The organism is Vibrio algarum, from assembly GCF_028204155.1.
Taxonomy (GTDB): domain Bacteria; phylum Pseudomonadota; class Gammaproteobacteria; order Enterobacterales; family Vibrionaceae; genus Vibrio; species Vibrio algarum.
In genome coordinates this window covers 218,252-233,157 of the sequence record NZ_JAQLOI010000001.1, presented here as the reverse complement: position 1 = coordinate 233,157, position 14,906 = coordinate 218,252, and the positions used below count along the sequence as shown (strand labels likewise).

17 protein-coding genes are annotated in these 14,906 nt (G+C 35.4%); all 17 read left to right on the top strand.

From position 1 onward, the window contains the following. Positions 1-3: 3 nt before the first annotated feature. Positions 4-549, top strand: a complete 546-nt coding sequence (rfbC, locus tag PGX00_RS01220; protein WP_272132179.1) for a dTDP-4-dehydrorhamnose 3,5-epimerase — start codon at positions 4-6, stop codon at positions 547-549. 308 nt (positions 550-857) lie between these two features. Then, entirely contained in the window at positions 858-1,064 is a 207-nt protein-coding gene (locus tag PGX00_RS01215) for a hypothetical protein (RefSeq protein WP_272132177.1), read from the top strand. 1,775 nt (positions 1,065-2,839) lie between these two features. Next, the gene (locus PGX00_RS01210) at positions 2,840-3,652 is read left to right on the top strand and encodes an ABC transporter permease (protein ID WP_272132175.1); all 813 of its coding nucleotides are present in this window, start codon (positions 2,840-2,842) and stop codon (positions 3,650-3,652) included. Positions 3,653-3,675: 23 nt separating this feature from the next. After that, a complete protein-coding gene (locus PGX00_RS01205) occupies positions 3,676-4,386 on the top strand; it encodes an ABC transporter ATP-binding protein (protein ID WP_272132173.1) in 711 nt (236 codons plus the stop codon). Continuing rightward, entirely contained in the window at positions 4,332-4,826 is a 495-nt protein-coding gene (locus tag PGX00_RS01200; protein WP_272132172.1) for a hypothetical protein, read from the top strand. Before PGX00_RS01205 ends, PGX00_RS01200 begins: the two co-directional genes overlap by 55 nt. Continuing rightward, entirely contained in the window at positions 4,819-5,952 is a 1,134-nt protein-coding gene (locus PGX00_RS01195) for a class I SAM-dependent methyltransferase (protein WP_272132170.1), read from the top strand. Before PGX00_RS01200 ends, PGX00_RS01195 begins: the two co-directional genes overlap by 8 nt. A gap of 88 nt (positions 5,953-6,040) precedes the next feature. Next, positions 6,041-7,240, top strand: coding sequence for a glycosyltransferase (locus PGX00_RS01190; RefSeq protein ID WP_272132168.1), 1,200 nt, complete (start codon positions 6,041-6,043; stop codon positions 7,238-7,240). Between the two features lie 4 nt (positions 7,241-7,244). After that, entirely contained in the window at positions 7,245-8,159 is a 915-nt protein-coding gene (locus tag PGX00_RS01185) for a 6-hydroxymethylpterin diphosphokinase MptE-like protein (protein ID WP_272132167.1), read from the top strand. After that, the gene (locus PGX00_RS01180; RefSeq protein ID WP_272132165.1) at positions 8,156-8,950 is read left to right on the top strand and encodes a 6-hydroxymethylpterin diphosphokinase MptE-like protein; all 795 of its coding nucleotides are present in this window, start codon (positions 8,156-8,158) and stop codon (positions 8,948-8,950) included. Before PGX00_RS01185 ends, PGX00_RS01180 begins: the two co-directional genes overlap by 4 nt. 206 nt (positions 8,951-9,156) lie before the next feature. Next, the gene (locus PGX00_RS01175; protein ID WP_272132163.1) at positions 9,157-9,756 is read left to right on the top strand and encodes a hypothetical protein; all 600 of its coding nucleotides are present in this window, start codon (positions 9,157-9,159) and stop codon (positions 9,754-9,756) included. 38 nt (positions 9,757-9,794) lie between these two features. After that, positions 9,795-10,556 (top strand): hypothetical protein, encoded by a 762-nt coding sequence (locus PGX00_RS01170; RefSeq protein ID WP_272132161.1) that lies wholly within the window; start codon positions 9,795-9,797, stop codon positions 10,554-10,556. Between the two features lie 483 nt (positions 10,557-11,039). Beyond that, on the top strand, positions 11,040-11,225 hold the full coding sequence (locus PGX00_RS22830) for an FAD-dependent monooxygenase (protein ID WP_407702330.1): 186 nt from the start codon (positions 11,040-11,042) through the stop codon (positions 11,223-11,225). Continuing rightward, the gene (locus PGX00_RS01165; protein ID WP_272132159.1) at positions 11,189-12,472 is read left to right on the top strand and encodes a GMC family oxidoreductase N-terminal domain-containing protein; all 1,284 of its coding nucleotides are present in this window, start codon (positions 11,189-11,191) and stop codon (positions 12,470-12,472) included. Before PGX00_RS22830 ends, PGX00_RS01165 begins: the two co-directional genes overlap by 37 nt. Beyond that, complete coding sequence (locus PGX00_RS01160) at positions 12,456-12,776, top strand: NAD-dependent epimerase/dehydratase family protein (protein ID WP_272132157.1); 321 nt, start codon at positions 12,456-12,458, stop codon at positions 12,774-12,776. The genes PGX00_RS01165 and PGX00_RS01160 overlap by 17 nt, the downstream gene beginning before the upstream one ends. Next, the gene (locus PGX00_RS01155; RefSeq protein WP_272132155.1) at positions 12,710-13,516 is read left to right on the top strand and encodes an NAD-dependent epimerase/dehydratase family protein; all 807 of its coding nucleotides are present in this window, start codon (positions 12,710-12,712) and stop codon (positions 13,514-13,516) included. The genes PGX00_RS01160 and PGX00_RS01155 overlap by 67 nt, the downstream gene beginning before the upstream one ends. Beyond that, the gene (locus PGX00_RS01150; RefSeq protein WP_272132154.1) at positions 13,513-14,547 is read left to right on the top strand and encodes an NAD-dependent epimerase/dehydratase family protein; all 1,035 of its coding nucleotides are present in this window, start codon (positions 13,513-13,515) and stop codon (positions 14,545-14,547) included. Before PGX00_RS01155 ends, PGX00_RS01150 begins: the two co-directional genes overlap by 4 nt. After that, positions 14,547-14,906, top strand: a complete 360-nt coding sequence (locus tag PGX00_RS01145; protein ID WP_272132152.1) for a DMT family transporter — start codon at positions 14,547-14,549, stop codon at positions 14,904-14,906. Before PGX00_RS01150 ends, PGX00_RS01145 begins: the two co-directional genes overlap by 1 nt.

Genomic DNA, 14,906 nt, shown 5'->3' with positions numbered 1-14,906 from the left:
GTTATGAAAGTTATCGATACAAAAATTCCAGATGTAAAAATAATTGAGCCTACCGTACATGGTGATGAGCGTGGTTTTTTCATGGAAACATGGAATGAGATCCGATTTAATCAACTCGTGACCAAAGCAAAGTTTGTACAAGACAACCATTCAAAGTCGGCCAAAGGCACCTTAAGAGGTTTGCATTACCAAACGGAAAACACACAAGGTAAATTGGTGCGTGTCATTTCTGGAGAGGTTTTTGATGTTGCCGTGGACGTTCGTAAAAACTCACCTACTTTTGGTCAATGGGTAGGCGTTTACCTATCTGAAGAGAACAAAAGGCAACTATGGGTACCAGAGGGGTTCGCTCATGGCTTTTACGCCACATCTGAAGAAGCCGAGTTTGTCTATAAATGCACGGATTATTACAACCCAAATGCTGAGCATACAATTATTTGGAATGATCCGGAGATTGGGATTGAATGGCCAATCTTAGATGGCCAAGAGTTACTTATGGCAGCAAAAGATGCTGAAGGTTTAGTGTTAAAAGAAACACCACACTTATAGTTATAAGTGAAGGATATTATTTCCAGTTCATGATATCCTTGCCGCGCTATTTTTTTACTGAATAACGTGCTTAAAATTTGAGCTATATATCGCCAATTAGGAGTGAAACCTAAGGGCGGTAGCGTGTTTTTTCTTAACCATAGATAAAGTGCTAAAAATAATAAGTTTTTTCAGTTTGATAGATTGTGTTTGACAGCGGAAATAGTTAAGTAAATAAATGAAAACTCTTTTGGCTGTTGACAGTGGTTTTATTAGTTTGACTATAATACGATAATATAACTGAATCCATGAAAGATGAAGTGAACAACATGGTTAAATTGACTTATGTAGATAATTTGGAGTATTTAATCGGTGTTGAATCTAATGAACGGTATGCATTTGAACAAGTCGATATCTGTAAGGCGAAATATCTGGAAAGGTCTTTATTACTTATCAACCTAATGCTGTTGTGTACTCGAGTACCTAATCTCATGTTGAGCGTTCCATCGATGGAGCAGGCGCGTTTGTTAAACTAATATTGTTGGCACCTATACGGTCTTAGAAGCGACGTGTTACCACTGGAATGGGTTGAATATTGAGCAATAAGCTTCATTTCGCTTTCATAATATCTTGACCGATGGGTTTTATGGTGATTTGGAAGGGGTAGATGATCTTTTTATGAAAGAGACATCCTAAAAACCTCCAAGATCGTATTCCGTCTATAAAACGTGAATGATCGTCTAGTTAGAGTATGTTTGATGGTTGCCTCGATTAAGTAAGATGAAAACGAATAAACCAGTGGAATCTATGAGCATTCGGGACCAGACCAGACCAGACCAGACCAGACCAGACCAGACCAGCTGAGCTGAGCTGGTTTCTCAAGAGCATTTAGGTACATGCCTTGATAGAGATTAAAATGTACTGGCGTTTGGGTGTCAGCATGAATGAAGATACATGTCGTATTCAGCGAGAATTGACTTGAGAAAGTTGAGTTGTGGTTTGCCATATTACGCTCAACATGTTAGCCAATGGGAACACCTTTGAAGAAGGTTTAGAAAGAAAGCTGTGAGCAGAAAATAGGAATTGCGACTACCTTTCACGAGTCCTTGCGGGGCAAGGAGTTGAGTAACCTTATCGTGTGTGAGCATGGCTTCTACGCCCTAGCTCAGAGAATAAGTGCTACATTCATGGAAAGGTGTCGAAGAGGAGGCCAACTGCAGAAAGTAGTACGTTTTTCTCGTCCAAGAAACAAGCAATACCATCGCTCCACAGTATATCGGTAGCTTAAGCAAGGCTATAAAGACAGCATTTATTACCCAAACGAAGCTCAGACGCTGTTGATTAAAAAGCGCAGATTAGTACGTAAATACCGCATATCCCAGGAAAGTGTAGGTTCTGTCTGCTTTCTAGAAGCGGAATGGAGTCTGAAGCAGGTTTCCAATGTAGTAAACGATAGTGGAGCAGAAGTCAATAATGAGTGGATTTATTTATTTTTCTCTCAATATAAACGCTTGGGCAATAGGTTGTATCACCACTTAAGGCAAGAACACAAGTAGTAAAAAAAGAGAAAACGTCAGAGATAAAGAATGCTGTTTTGATTGAAGATAGGGCAAGCATCGTTGACAGTAAGGAACTGTTTGGTAGCTGATAAATCGGCGCAGTACTAAATGTGCATGGCAAAGGTACAATGATAACCATTTTAGAGTGTAAGACTCGATTTTACGTGGTAAAGAAAGTGCCACCTAAGGAGTGGTTCATGTAACCAGAGCCACAATTGAACTACTAATGCCTTACAAAAAATAGGTCCATACCATCACGGCAGATAACGGATGAAAGTTTGCAGGTCATGAAGTCATAGCAAAAAGAATTAGAGGTAAGAGTGTACTTTGCTCACTCTTACAGTTCTTTGTAACGTAGGCTAATGGCTAATGGCTAATGAGAATACGAAGGCAATATGTGAAGAAAAGAACCGTCCTAACGACAGTAACGGACAGCGATATAGAGTTCGCTTTGTCGCGGATAAATTATCGACCAAGAAAAAGTGTTTGATATTGGAGATTGTCACAATTCGCAGTTGAATTCGGATATCACTAATGAATAAGTGGAGTTTGTTTACAAGTGTATAGACTAATATAAGTCGCAAACCGAATATTGCATTCTATAGAATGAGCTAGATATTGGGATTAAATTACTTATAAGCAATAAAAATAACTACTATTGTCCGAAAAAGGGAAAAATGTATTAGGTATGTTAAGATTCCTGATCTTTATGAGCATATATTTATGAGGTTTATTTTAAAGGGTAAGTGTAAGTGATTTTTATTAAAAATACATTCAAATTTTTGAGAGATATATATCTAAGTAAAAACCTAGTCTTTACGTTGGCAAAAAATGACTTTAGAGAGCAGTTTTTAGGTTCATACTTGGGATTAGTTTGGGCAGTATTGAAGCCATCGTTGTTTATGGCCATTGTCTGGTTTATTTTTTCGATTGGTTTTAAAGGGCATGCTGAAGAAGATGGTATGCCATTCATTTTGTATCTAATGTGTGGATATATACCATGGTTCTTTTTTTCTGACGCAGTAAACGGAGGAATGAATTCAATTGTTTCGAATAAGTACCTAGTAAAAAAAGTAAATTTTAGAGTGAGTATACTTCCCATTGTTAAAATCACTTCCATATTCTTTATCCACTTAATATTTTTGGTAATATTAGCGATAGTATTTTTGTTTTATGGATACTTTCCGACAATTTATTGGTTGCAGTTGCCATTTTATATTTCGATGATGTTTTTCCTCGTATTAGGTATGTCTTGGTTTCTCTCTGCTTTAAGAGTTTTTTCCAAGGATATATCACAGATTGTTAGTGTTATTTTGCAATTAGGTTTTTGGGTTACTCCTATATTCTGGTCTCTTTCGAAGGTTCCGGAGAAATACATGTATGTATTAAAGTTTAATCCGATGATTTTTATAGTAGAAGGGTATAGAAATAGCTTTATTTATCAAAAATGGTTTTGGGAGTCTTGGGAGTTTACGCCATCTTTTTTAGCTATTCTTTCTTTGTTTTTTTTATTGGGTGCTGTAATATTTAGGAAGCTAAGGCCTCATTTCGGAGACGTAATCTAGTGAGCAAATCGTCGGTAGTAAAAGTGAAAAAAGTCACTAAAGTTTATAAGCTCTATGACAAGCCAATTGACCGCCTAATAGAGTCGTTAAATCCTTTCAACAAGGATTACCATAAAAAATTTATAGCATTAGATAATGTTTCGCTAGATATAAAAAAAGGCGAAGCTCTAGGGATTATTGGCCGTAATGGTAATGGAAAGTCTACGCTTCTTAAAATTATATCTGGCGTACTTACACCTACGCAGGGTCATGTTGTTACTAGCGGAAAAATTTCAGCTATATTAGAACTGACTTCAAACTTAAAGTCTGAGCTTACAGGACTAGAAAATATAGAGCTTAATTTAAAAATTAGTGGCTTTACAAAAAAAGAATTACAAGAGAAAATAAAAGAAATAGAAGAATTTTCAGAAATAGGTGATTTTATTAATCAACCTGTAAAAAACTATAGTAGTGGGATGAAATCAAGACTCGGCTTTGGTATCGCCACCGCAAGCGAACCAGATATATTGATCCTAGATGAAGTCCTAGCTGTAGGCGATTTCAATTTTAGACAAAAATGCTTAGCCAAAATCAATAGCATGAGAGATGACATGTCTATTGTATTTGTATCTCACTCAATGAATGATATCAGGATGTTCTGTGACAATGTGTTAGTGCTGGAAAAAGGTGAAAAAAATTTTTGGGAGCAGTTGAACAAGGCATTGAGTATTATTTATCAAAAGAAGATAAGTTAGGGAAAGAACAAAAAAATAAGACGGACTCCTACTTTGGTAACATGTTTCATAATGAGTATAAAATAAATCAAATTCGACATCAGTGGAACAAGGATACTTATAGTTTAGAAGATGATATGATTCTTGATTTCAGCTTTGAATTAACGTTTGAACCTAAAAAACTTATTATTGGTATTCCGATATGGGATAAAGTCGGAAATAGCATTACTTCATTTAATTCAGATTATAAATGTACAAAAATTTTCAATGGCAATTATAAAGTCAGTGGTCAATTTAAGACTAAGTGTTACTTTAACCCTAATCAGTATGGGTCTGTTTTTGTCGTTGTTGATGGTAGCGAATTTATCTATCGGGATAGAAATGAAGATTTTCTGGTATCAAATAAAGAGAGAGTTTTTGGTTATGTAACTTTGCCTCATGAATGGATTGTAAATGAATAACTTATTGATGAGTGAATTTAGAAAAGAGCTTCTTAAAACCGATTGTATTCCAAAGGAGCTTAGCCACATTTCTTTGAGATATAAAGAACTATTTCTTCTTGATATTGAGAATGGAAATATCGAGCTAGAAGAGGTGACTAAGTGCCAGTGTGGGTGCGATTTTTTAGAAGAGTTAGCTAAAATCGATAGGTTTGCACTACCATTTGGGAGTTATATTTGTAAAAAGTGTGGGCTAGTGATTACCAGTCCTCGCATAAAATCGGCTTCCCTTCCTTTGTATTATGATAAGTATTATCACCCTCTGAATTATGGTCAAGAGCACTTAGAAGAGCAAGAAGCGCTTTTTGAAGTGGGTCAAGGGAAGAAAATCTTTAATGTATTAAAAGATTTTCTTCCGGCTAAAAAAACACTAAAAGTATTAGAAGTTGGGGCTGGTACTGGGAATGTTCTTAGTGAGCTAAAAGATGAGGCACTCAAATATGATATTGAGATTGACGAATTAGGTACTGAGTATAATCAAGACTGTATCGATAAGGCTAAGAAACTTGGCGTTAATATTATTTATGGAGACCTCGCTACGGCAGAAAAGTATGGTGAGACCTTCGATGTGGTTATTTTAAGTCATGTTTTTGAACACTTTATCGACCTAGAATATGAAGTAAATTTAATAAAAAGACTAATAAAGCCTGATAGTCTACTTTATATCGAGGTGCCAGGGATATTAGATTTACACAATAAAAAACATTACAACCGTAGTTTTCTAGGGTATCTTATACATGCGCACATGTATAATTTTACAATGTATAGCTTGTCAAATTTACTATTCTCTTTTGGATTTAAACCTATATTTTTAAATAATAAAGTCGAGTCTATCTTTCAATTAGGTGAATATTATCAGCATGAAAATGAGTATGTAAGAGTATTAAATTATCTAGAGTTGATAAGTGATTTGTCATTTTTTGACGAGAATCAAACGTTAAGAAGATGGCATGATTCTGAAAAGGAAAAAGCCAAAAATACAGAAGATGGCATGATTCTGAAAAAGAAAAAAGCCAGAAATACAGAAGATGGCATGATTCTGAAAAAGAAAAAATCAATAAAATTAATTCTGCATATGAAGACTTAAAAAGTGTTAGTCTATTAATTAGTCCGATTAAGAAGATAAGAAGAATTAAATTACTATTTGACTGTATTCGAGGTCTAAAAAGTTAAAAATGAAAGTTGTAGTTTTTAGTGAAAATAATTATGGTTGCGGTGCATCAATAGCTGCTAGCCGATTAGTCAAAGGCTTAACCAAAGAGCATGAAGTTTTATTTGTGTATGAAAAAAATAAAACTAAAATAAACCAATTTAAAGGGATTAATATCAACACATGGCAGTTGGGTGAAACTCAAAATAGATGGAAGAACGCTATTTATAGAGTATTTTATATGATAGCTAGGCTTACGTCTACTAATATCGATAGATGGCTATTGTTCAAAATATTTAATAAAAAAATAAAATCTATTCAGCCTGATATCATTCACTTCCATAATACGTATTTTACACATGAGCAGATTGCAGCATTAAGCGAAAAAACGCCTGTTGTTTGGACTATGCATGATCAGTTTGCATTTTATATTTATAATTACAAGATAACTAAGTTTGATGGGAATGAAAAAATTTACTGTCCAATCCAGGAATGGAGAAAGAGATTTTACAATCCTGAAAAACTTCTAAATAATTGTAATGCAAATGTCACTTTCACACCTCCCTCGCAGTGGTTAGTTGATCTGTCTGAAAAACGTAACGCAGGAAGAAAAGCAATTAAAGTAGTGCATAATGGGATCGATACTAACGACTTTTACCCACTGGAAAAACACCAATCCAGAAAATCTATATCAATTGATGCCGTCAAGTTCACATTGCTGTTTTTAGCAGGTACAGGAGCTTGGGAGCGAAAAAATTCAATCGTGATATTTGAAGCGTTAAAACTTATCCCTGATCTAGATATCCAAGTAGTTGCCATTGGTTCCGTAAGCAAATTTAAGTTTGAAGATAGTAGAGTTATAAAAAAAGGGGCAGTGTACAGCATATCTGCTCTGCGAGAGGTCTATAGTAGTGCGGATGTTTTCTGTATACCATCTGTATTAGATAATTTACCCAACACAGTATTAGAAAGCTTACTCTGCGGAACTCCAGTCCTTGGTGCTAAAGCAGGAGGTATTCCAGAAATGATTGATGATGGTAACACTGGTTGGTTGTTTGACCCGTATTCGCCAAGAGATTTAGCCGACAAAATAACGATGTTGTATAACGACTTCGAAAATGTGAAGAACAAATCAGAAACGTGTAGGTCTTCGGTAATTGATAAGTTTAGTGAAGGGACTATGGTTAAAAATTATATTAAAGTTTATAACGAGATTGTGAGATAGAGATATGACTATCAGAGAAGAGCTAAAGAAAATCACACCATTGTATAAAGGTTACCGACTTTATAGAGATACAAGAGGAAAACTTATTGATGGGAATACTAGACCATATAAGGATAAATATAATTCTTCGTCGTTAACTTTGGCCTGTGAAACCTTTGGTTATAAGATGGCTGCCCGAAGTCTGCCGATAACTAATAATCATAAAAATATTGTAAAATATCATAATAGTTGCAAAGGAAAGAGAGCTTTTCTAATTGGTAATGGCCCAAGCTTAAATAAACTTGACCTAACCAAATTAAAAGATGAAGTTACTATTGGAGTTAATAGTATCTATTTGAATGAAGAAAAGATGGGTTTTTTGCCAACTCACTATGTTGTTGAAGACAACTATGTTGCAGAAGATAGAGCCGTTGAAATTAATGCAGTGAGAGGGCCACAAAAGTGGTTCGGAAACTACTTAAAATACTGCCTTGAAGGTGCCAAAGACGATAGAGTTAACTGGCTAAACGTACGAATGCGTTACGATAACTACCCAGATTTTCCATATTTTTCTGAAAACATTGCAAGGCAAGCTTGGACCGGAGGCTCGGTTACATATATTTGTATGCAGTTGGCTTTTTATCTAGGCGTTGAAGAACTGTACTTGATAGGCTTCGATCACCACTATGATATTCCAGATGATGCCAAGGTTGATGGACTAGAAATAACATCCCAAAGTGATGATCCTAACCACTTCCATCCTGATTACTTTGGAAAAGGCTACAGATGGCATGATCCAATGGTCGATCGCATGGAGCAAGGTTATGCGAAAGCTGGAAAGTTCTTTGAAAAACACGGAAGAAAAATATATAACGCGACAACTGGTGGTAAATTAGAAGTTCTAGAAAGAGTAGATTATAAGAGCTTGTTCGAAAAATGATGAAGTTTGTAAAAAAAGCATTCTTTCCTATTCTTAAAAGTAGGTACTCTTCTAAGATCACTAAAGAAGAAGCGCGGAGAATTAGAACATTTAAGAATAAGTTTAAAGGAAAGAGATGTTTTATTGTCGGGAACGGCCCGTCATTAAATAAAATCGACTTGACGCTATTAGAAAGTGAATATACTTTTGGCGTTAATAGTATTTTTTTCAAAACTAAAGAGATGGGCTTTAAGCCCACTTTTTATGCAGTAGAAGACAAGCACGTTTTAGATGATAATTTGAACGAAATAAAAAAATTTGATTGTGAATACAAATTTTTCCCTTCTTTTTATCGAGATAAAACATCAAATGACGGTAACAATTTTTATCTCCCTTTCGATGTTGGTTTTTATCGTGAAGAGCATCCATTCTTTGAAGTGCCAAGGTTTTCAAAAGATGTGAGTAAGGTAGTTTATGCTGGACAAACTGTTACATATTTTAACCTCCAGCTAGCCTTTTATATGGGGTTTGAAGAAGTATACTTGGTAGGAATGGATTTCGACTACAAAATCCCCGATAGCGCCAAAATTTCTGAAGCAACTATAGAGTCCACAGAAGATGATCCAAATCATTTTCATCCAGACTATTTTGGTAAAGGTAAAAAATGGCATGATCCTAAATTAAATGCGGTATTGCTCAATTATGAAAAGGCTAAAGAACAGTTTGAATTAAACGGTCGTAAGATACTAAATGCAACGGACGGTGGGAAGCTTGAGTTATATGACAGGGTGCCTTATGATTTATTATTCTAATATCGTCTTAACAAAATTAAGCGATAATTGAGATTCAATTTTTAATCTAATAAAATTGAATCTTGAGAAAAATTTAAATACATATATGTTTTCGGTTGGCTTTCCTGGTAGTAGTTATAGTCAAACGCTTTGTGTTAAAGATAAATAACTTTTCTCGAGTAAGGGAGTTTTAATAATTATGGTTGTGTTTTTAAAGAGGGTTAATTGTGTTAGCAATTGCAAGAACTAACTTAATAAACATTATTGATAGTAGAACGGCAAAATATTTAATTTCTTTTTTGTTGTTTTTATATGTGTTCATTTCTCCTACATCTCCAATTATCTTTGGAGATGCTTTTACCTATCTAAAGTATTCTGTTGATCTTGAAAACTATCAACTTGTTAACTTTGGTACTAAACAACTTGGTTATAGCTATTTTATATATGTTTCGGAACAAATTGGAAGTCTTTTGTCGATAGGAGGTGTTAACCTTATTATTATCTTACAAAAAGTCATATTCTTTATTGCTCTGTTAAGTATTGTTTTTAGTTTTAAATTATTATATCCCATTTTAGTACTTCCCTTTTTACATTGGAGAGTGCTAGGAATGTTAAATGTTATATACCCAGAAGCATTAAGCCTTTCACTTTTAATTATATTTTCTGTATTGCTAATAAGATATTATAAAAGTCCAAGCCTTTTTTATCTTGTTACTCTGTTTTTTGTTCTTATATCACTAGCTTTGATTAAAATTCAGTATTTGGTGTTAGCCTTACCGTTATTGACTGTGTTTGTAGTGTCAAAATTATATAACTTTTTTCCTTAACTACTCTTTTTAGTGGTTTTGCTATTCTGGCATTGATTGTGCTAAGGATTTCTTATCTTAACGGGATTGATTATGGTAAGTATTGGATAGCTGTTAACTCAGAGCGAGTTAAACTGCATCATGCTCACGTAACATTACACAAGAATTTAAAGGTTCAGAATGGTAACGACGTAATATATGCTCAGCCAATATTTAAATATATACACAGAGTTGAAGAAACAGTCCCACTTTATGAAGACAGAAAAGATAAATTTTTAGCTTATCATGATGAGTTGTTTGAACACTATGGTATTAATTCCTCATTAGAACAGTTTAAATCTATCATTTCCATTTTTCTTGGTGGAAGAAAAGATGAACTTGCTAAGCTTTCAACAACTCTTTTCAATTTTAACACTAATAACCCAAATTTAAGTCACTTCCCTTATATAACTGGCAATAAAAGGAACGAGATACTCAGTAGTGACTTCTTTGAAAAATATAATAACGGAAAGGAACTTGTTTTCTATAATCCTGTAGATGTGAAAATTAAATGGTCTTATGACTGGTCAGTTAATTTGTTTTTTTCTGTTTTTAGTATTTTTTTTATGGTAGCGGTAATTTTCATAGTAACAACGGCAGATTTTAGAATGAAGTTAGTCGTGCTTTCAGTTATCAGCTCTTTTATCTGTGTTTCCGTTGTATTGGGAGTCAATTATCTAGACCAATTTAGATATTCACTTACGGGTTGGATTTTGATGTTCGTCGTAGGTCTTGGGATGACTGATGTATACATCAGTAAGAAAGAAAATGTTCATCATTAGATATAAAGAAAGTCAGTAAACCATACTTACGTAGAGGTATATAAAAGTGGGAAATTATAACTATAAAATTAACTGTTGTTTAGGTAAGTATACGCCTAATGAAGTTAGTTTTATTCTATATTGATTGGGTATATGAAATGGATGGTTTTGTTAAATGTAGGTTGGCAATTTGTTATAGCTTTGTCTATTTGTACTCAGGTGTTAGCGAACAGGAGTTATCAAAAGACTCGTGGTTATTTGTCGAACGTCAAATAAAGGTGATGCCTGACTACATGAGGTTCGGTATTATTTTTCTTACTGCTTTTTTTATGTATGGGTTTATTTGTTATACATGAGCTCTTTTTCTGATCTTCACGTATCAAAGCGTCTAATAATCATTAATAATTGGAAAAACTCTAGACTAGGCGTATTTAGAAATTTGATGCGCTTTTATGAGACGTTGGTTCTTTTCAATGTCGTATGCAAGAAAAGGGAAGATAAGTTATGAATCGTCTAGATGCTATTATTGTAGGAAGTGGTCCAGGAGGCGTGCTTTCAGCTCTACTTCTAGCAAATCAAGGGTTAAAAATTCTTGTCCTGGAAAAAGGTGGAGAATATAAACTAACCTCTTGTCCCCCTTCTCTAAAGAGGAAATGCTACAGAAATATAAGCACGGTGGCGTATCTGTAGCGCTAGGGAAATCAACCGTCACTTATGTAGAAGGTGAGTGTGCAGGAGGTGGTAGCGAGATTAATAGTGGACTTTATCATCGTATTCCTGAAGAGATCATCGAAAACTGGGTAGAGCAATATGGTGTAGCGTCTTTATCGTCAGAAGAGTTGGAGCCTTACTACCAAGAAAATGAAAAGGCAATATCTGTAAGTTATATGCCAAAAGAACATATTCCCCTTGCTTCATTGAAGCTTTATGAAGGGGCTCAAAAATTAGGGTGGGATGCTCGTGAGATACCTCGTTGGTACAAATATGATGAATCCGGCTCTGGAACCAAACAGTCAATGACTGAGACTTTGATTCCGGAATCAAAGCTGTTTGGAGCAACGTATAAATATAACAACACGGTTAAGAAGATTCAAAAGCGTGGAAATAAATGGATTGTTACAGCCCTAGAAGAATCGCCTGATTATAGTGAAGAACACGATTACATTGCTGAATCTGTTTTTATATGCGCCGGAGCAATTGCTACGCCGATGCTATTGCAATCAAATAGACTTGCGAAAAATGCAGGTAAGCAGTTTTATATGCATCCAACGGTTAAAATGGTTGCAGAGTTTCCCGACCAAGTAAACTCAGAAAATATGGGTGTACCCGTTCATCAAGTTAAAGAGTTTTCACCAAAAATAAGTTTAGGCTGCTCCATTAGTTCTAAAGAATATATTAAGTTGGCCATGTTAGATATACCGAATGGTCAAAGCCTTGCAGAACAAAAATGGAAAAACATGGCTGTTTACTATGCTATGACGGCTTCTGGCAAAGGATCTATTACTAAACTTCCTTTTTTTAGTAATCCTTTAGTAAGATTCGACTTAGGAGGGGAGGGATACTCCAATATATTAAAAGGAATAGAGTTTATGGGGAAATGTCTTTTTTCTGCCGGTGCGAATCATGTATACCCTGTAGTACAAGGCGGAATGAAGATTTCTAGCTTTAGTGAGCTTAAGGATTTCCTCTACGGAATTACGCCTGAACAATTGAACTTAATGACTATTCATTTGTTTTCAAGTTGTCCAATGGGAGAAAAAGATGTTTGTGTCACAAACTCGTATGGCAAAGTTAATGGACAAGAAGGCCTATATGTAAACGATGCTAGTCTACTTTGTACATCTTTGGGTGTAAATCCACAAGGTGCGGTTATGGCTATTGCCAGAAGAAATATCGAACAGTATTTGAAGGAACGTTTAAATGAATCATCAAACTAATGAAGTAGGCGCGGTAGTTACTGGAGCTGCTGGTTGGCTTGGAAAAGCGTTGGTGAGCGCACTAATTCACGGTATTGATGGGCTTTCCAGTTTGCCTCGAATTAGTGGGCGAATCCGAGTGTTTATATTGCCAGGAGAGGATAAAACTTGGTTTGCAAAATTTGGTGATAAAATCGAAATACATGAAGGTGACATTCGTGATAAAACTGCTGTAAAAAAGTTATTCGAATCAACTGAATGTGCTATTTTTTTCATACAGCAGGTATCATTCATCCTGATAAAGTTAAAGACTTTTTCACTATAAATGTCGAAGGAACTAAAAACTTGTTGAATGAGGCAGAAAGGGCGGATATTAAGAGGGCTGTAGTAGTTTCTTCTAACTCTCCGATTGGTTGTAACCCGACACATGAACATGTATTTACAGAGAGTTCTCCTTTTAACCCTTATATGAACTATGGTTTGTCCAAAAAGTTAATGGAGGAAGAAGTACTAAAAGTTCAAGCTAAAGGAAAATTAGAAACAGTAAGAATTCGAGCTCCTTGGTTTTACGGCCCATTCCAGCCACCAAGACAGACACTATTTTTCCAGATGATCAAAGAAGGAAAAGGTCCAGTTGTAGGGCATGGTAATAACAGACGTTCTATGGCTTATGTCGATAATTTGGCTCAAGGGTTAATTCTTGCAGCGTTCGCTGAAGTTGCGAATGGAAAGGTCTATTGGATTGCAGACAAGAGACCTTACACAATGAATGAAGTGTATCAGACAATAGAGAATGTCTTGGAAAGTAATTTCAATATTAAATGCAAAAGAAAGCGAATGAAACTGCCTAATATAGCAAGTGATGTGGCTTTTTGGGTTGATAAATATTTACAGTCTTTAGGCTTTTATCACCAAAAGATACATGTTTTATCCGAAATGAATAAAACTATAGCATGTGATATTTCGTTAGCCGAAGTTGAGCTCAACTATAATCCTACGGTCTCTCTGGAAGAAGGAATGAAAAGAAGCATTAAGTCATTATTAGATGAAGGAAAAGTCATATGAAAAAGGTACTAGTGACTGGGGGATCAGGGTACTTTGGTTCCTTGCTTATAGAGAAATTAAAAGAAAAGGGATTTGATTGCGCAATCTTCGATATTAATGATACTGAAGATAGAACCAATGATGTTACTTTTTTTCAAGGTGATATAAGAGATTATGAATCCATATCTGAAGCAACAAAAGGAATGGATATTGTTTTCCACAACGTTGCTCAAGTGCCTCTCGCTAAAGATAGGGAGCTGTTTGAATCAGTTAATGGATTAGGTACTGAAAATGTCCTAAGAGCATCTTTAGAATCCGGAGTTCAGAAACTGGTATATACATCTTCGAGCGCTATCTTCGGTGTTCCGAAAGAAAACCCTGTAACAGAATATACTCAGCCAACTCCTGGCGAAGAATATGGTCAGGCAAAATACGAAGGTGAACTTAAGTGTCATGAGTATGTAAAAAAAGGTCTAGATGTAAGCATTATTAGACCAAGGACAATAATGGGGCACGGTAGACTTGGTATTTTTCAGATCTTGTTTGAATGGGTCAGAGAAGGACGAAATATTCCAGTATTTGATGGCGGTAATAACGTCTATCAGTTTATTCACGCGGATGATTTAGCTGAAGTGTGTATATTGAGTGGAATGAAAAAGGGGCCGGCTATTTACAACTGTGGTACGGATAGGTTTGGTACTATGAGAGAGGTTTTAGAAGCGTTGGTTGTACACGCGAATACGGGCTCTAAAGTCAGAAGTGTGCCAATGGGACCTGTGGTTTTGGGTATGAAGGTGACTAGTGCGATTGGATTATCACCTCTTGGGGCATATCATGCCCTAATGTATGGAAAGTCAATGTATTTTGATACTACAAAGGTAGAAACTGAGTTTAGTTGGCAAGCTAAATACTCTAATATAGAGATGTTCATTGATAGCTATAACTGGTATGTGGAAAATCGAGAAAAAGTTCTAACGCCAGACGGTAATGCGAGTCACCATCGTTCTGCAGTTAAGCAAGGTGTTCTGAATGTAGTGAAAAGGTTTTTGTAGTGACTATTGGTATTGCTTGGGTATTTATATTTATAGCTGCGATAAATTCAACGATAGGAAATGTCTTACTAAAGCAAGCTCAGCGCGTTGAGTTTTCTATGTTTGGTAATCCAGTGTTAAATTTCTTACTTAACCCATGGTTTGTCGGAGGCCTTTTCTTTTATGGACTGAACGTTATCTTGTTTGCTAAGTCCTTGGAAAAACTACCTGTTTCCTCTGCATATCCTGTTTTAGCTAGTTCGGGTTTTGTCTTGTTAGCGGTTGTATCTGCTTACTTATTCGGGGAGTCATTTCATGGAAAGCAGTGGCTTGGCATGGTATTGGTTTTATTAGGAATCTATTTTGTATCAGGTAGTTGA

Coding starts and splice junctions, on each gene's coding strand:
- PGX00_RS01185 (WP_272132167.1), top strand. CDS start 7,245: ATGACTATCAGAGAAGAGCTAAAGAAAATCACACCATTGTATAAAGGT.
- rfbC (WP_272132179.1), top strand. CDS start 4: ATGAAAGTTATCGATACAAAAATTCCAGATGTAAAAATAATTGAGCCT.
- PGX00_RS01150 (WP_272132154.1), top strand. CDS start 13,513: ATGAAAAAGGTACTAGTGACTGGGGGATCAGGGTACTTTGGTTCCTTG.
- PGX00_RS01155 (WP_272132155.1), top strand. CDS start 12,710: ATGTGCTATTTTTTTCATACAGCAGGTATCATTCATCCTGATAAAGTT.
- PGX00_RS01195 (WP_272132170.1), top strand. CDS start 4,819: ATGAATAACTTATTGATGAGTGAATTTAGAAAAGAGCTTCTTAAAACC.
- PGX00_RS01215 (WP_272132177.1), top strand. CDS start 858: ATGGTTAAATTGACTTATGTAGATAATTTGGAGTATTTAATCGGTGTT.
- PGX00_RS01190 (WP_272132168.1), top strand. CDS start 6,041: ATGAAAGTTGTAGTTTTTAGTGAAAATAATTATGGTTGCGGTGCATCA.
- PGX00_RS01160 (WP_272132157.1), top strand. CDS start 12,456: ATGAATCATCAAACTAATGAAGTAGGCGCGGTAGTTACTGGAGCTGCT.
- PGX00_RS01165 (WP_272132159.1), top strand. CDS start 11,189: ATGCTACAGAAATATAAGCACGGTGGCGTATCTGTAGCGCTAGGGAAA.
- PGX00_RS22830 (WP_407702330.1), top strand. CDS start 11,040: ATGAATCGTCTAGATGCTATTATTGTAGGAAGTGGTCCAGGAGGCGTG.
- PGX00_RS01180 (WP_272132165.1), top strand. CDS start 8,156: ATGATGAAGTTTGTAAAAAAAGCATTCTTTCCTATTCTTAAAAGTAGG.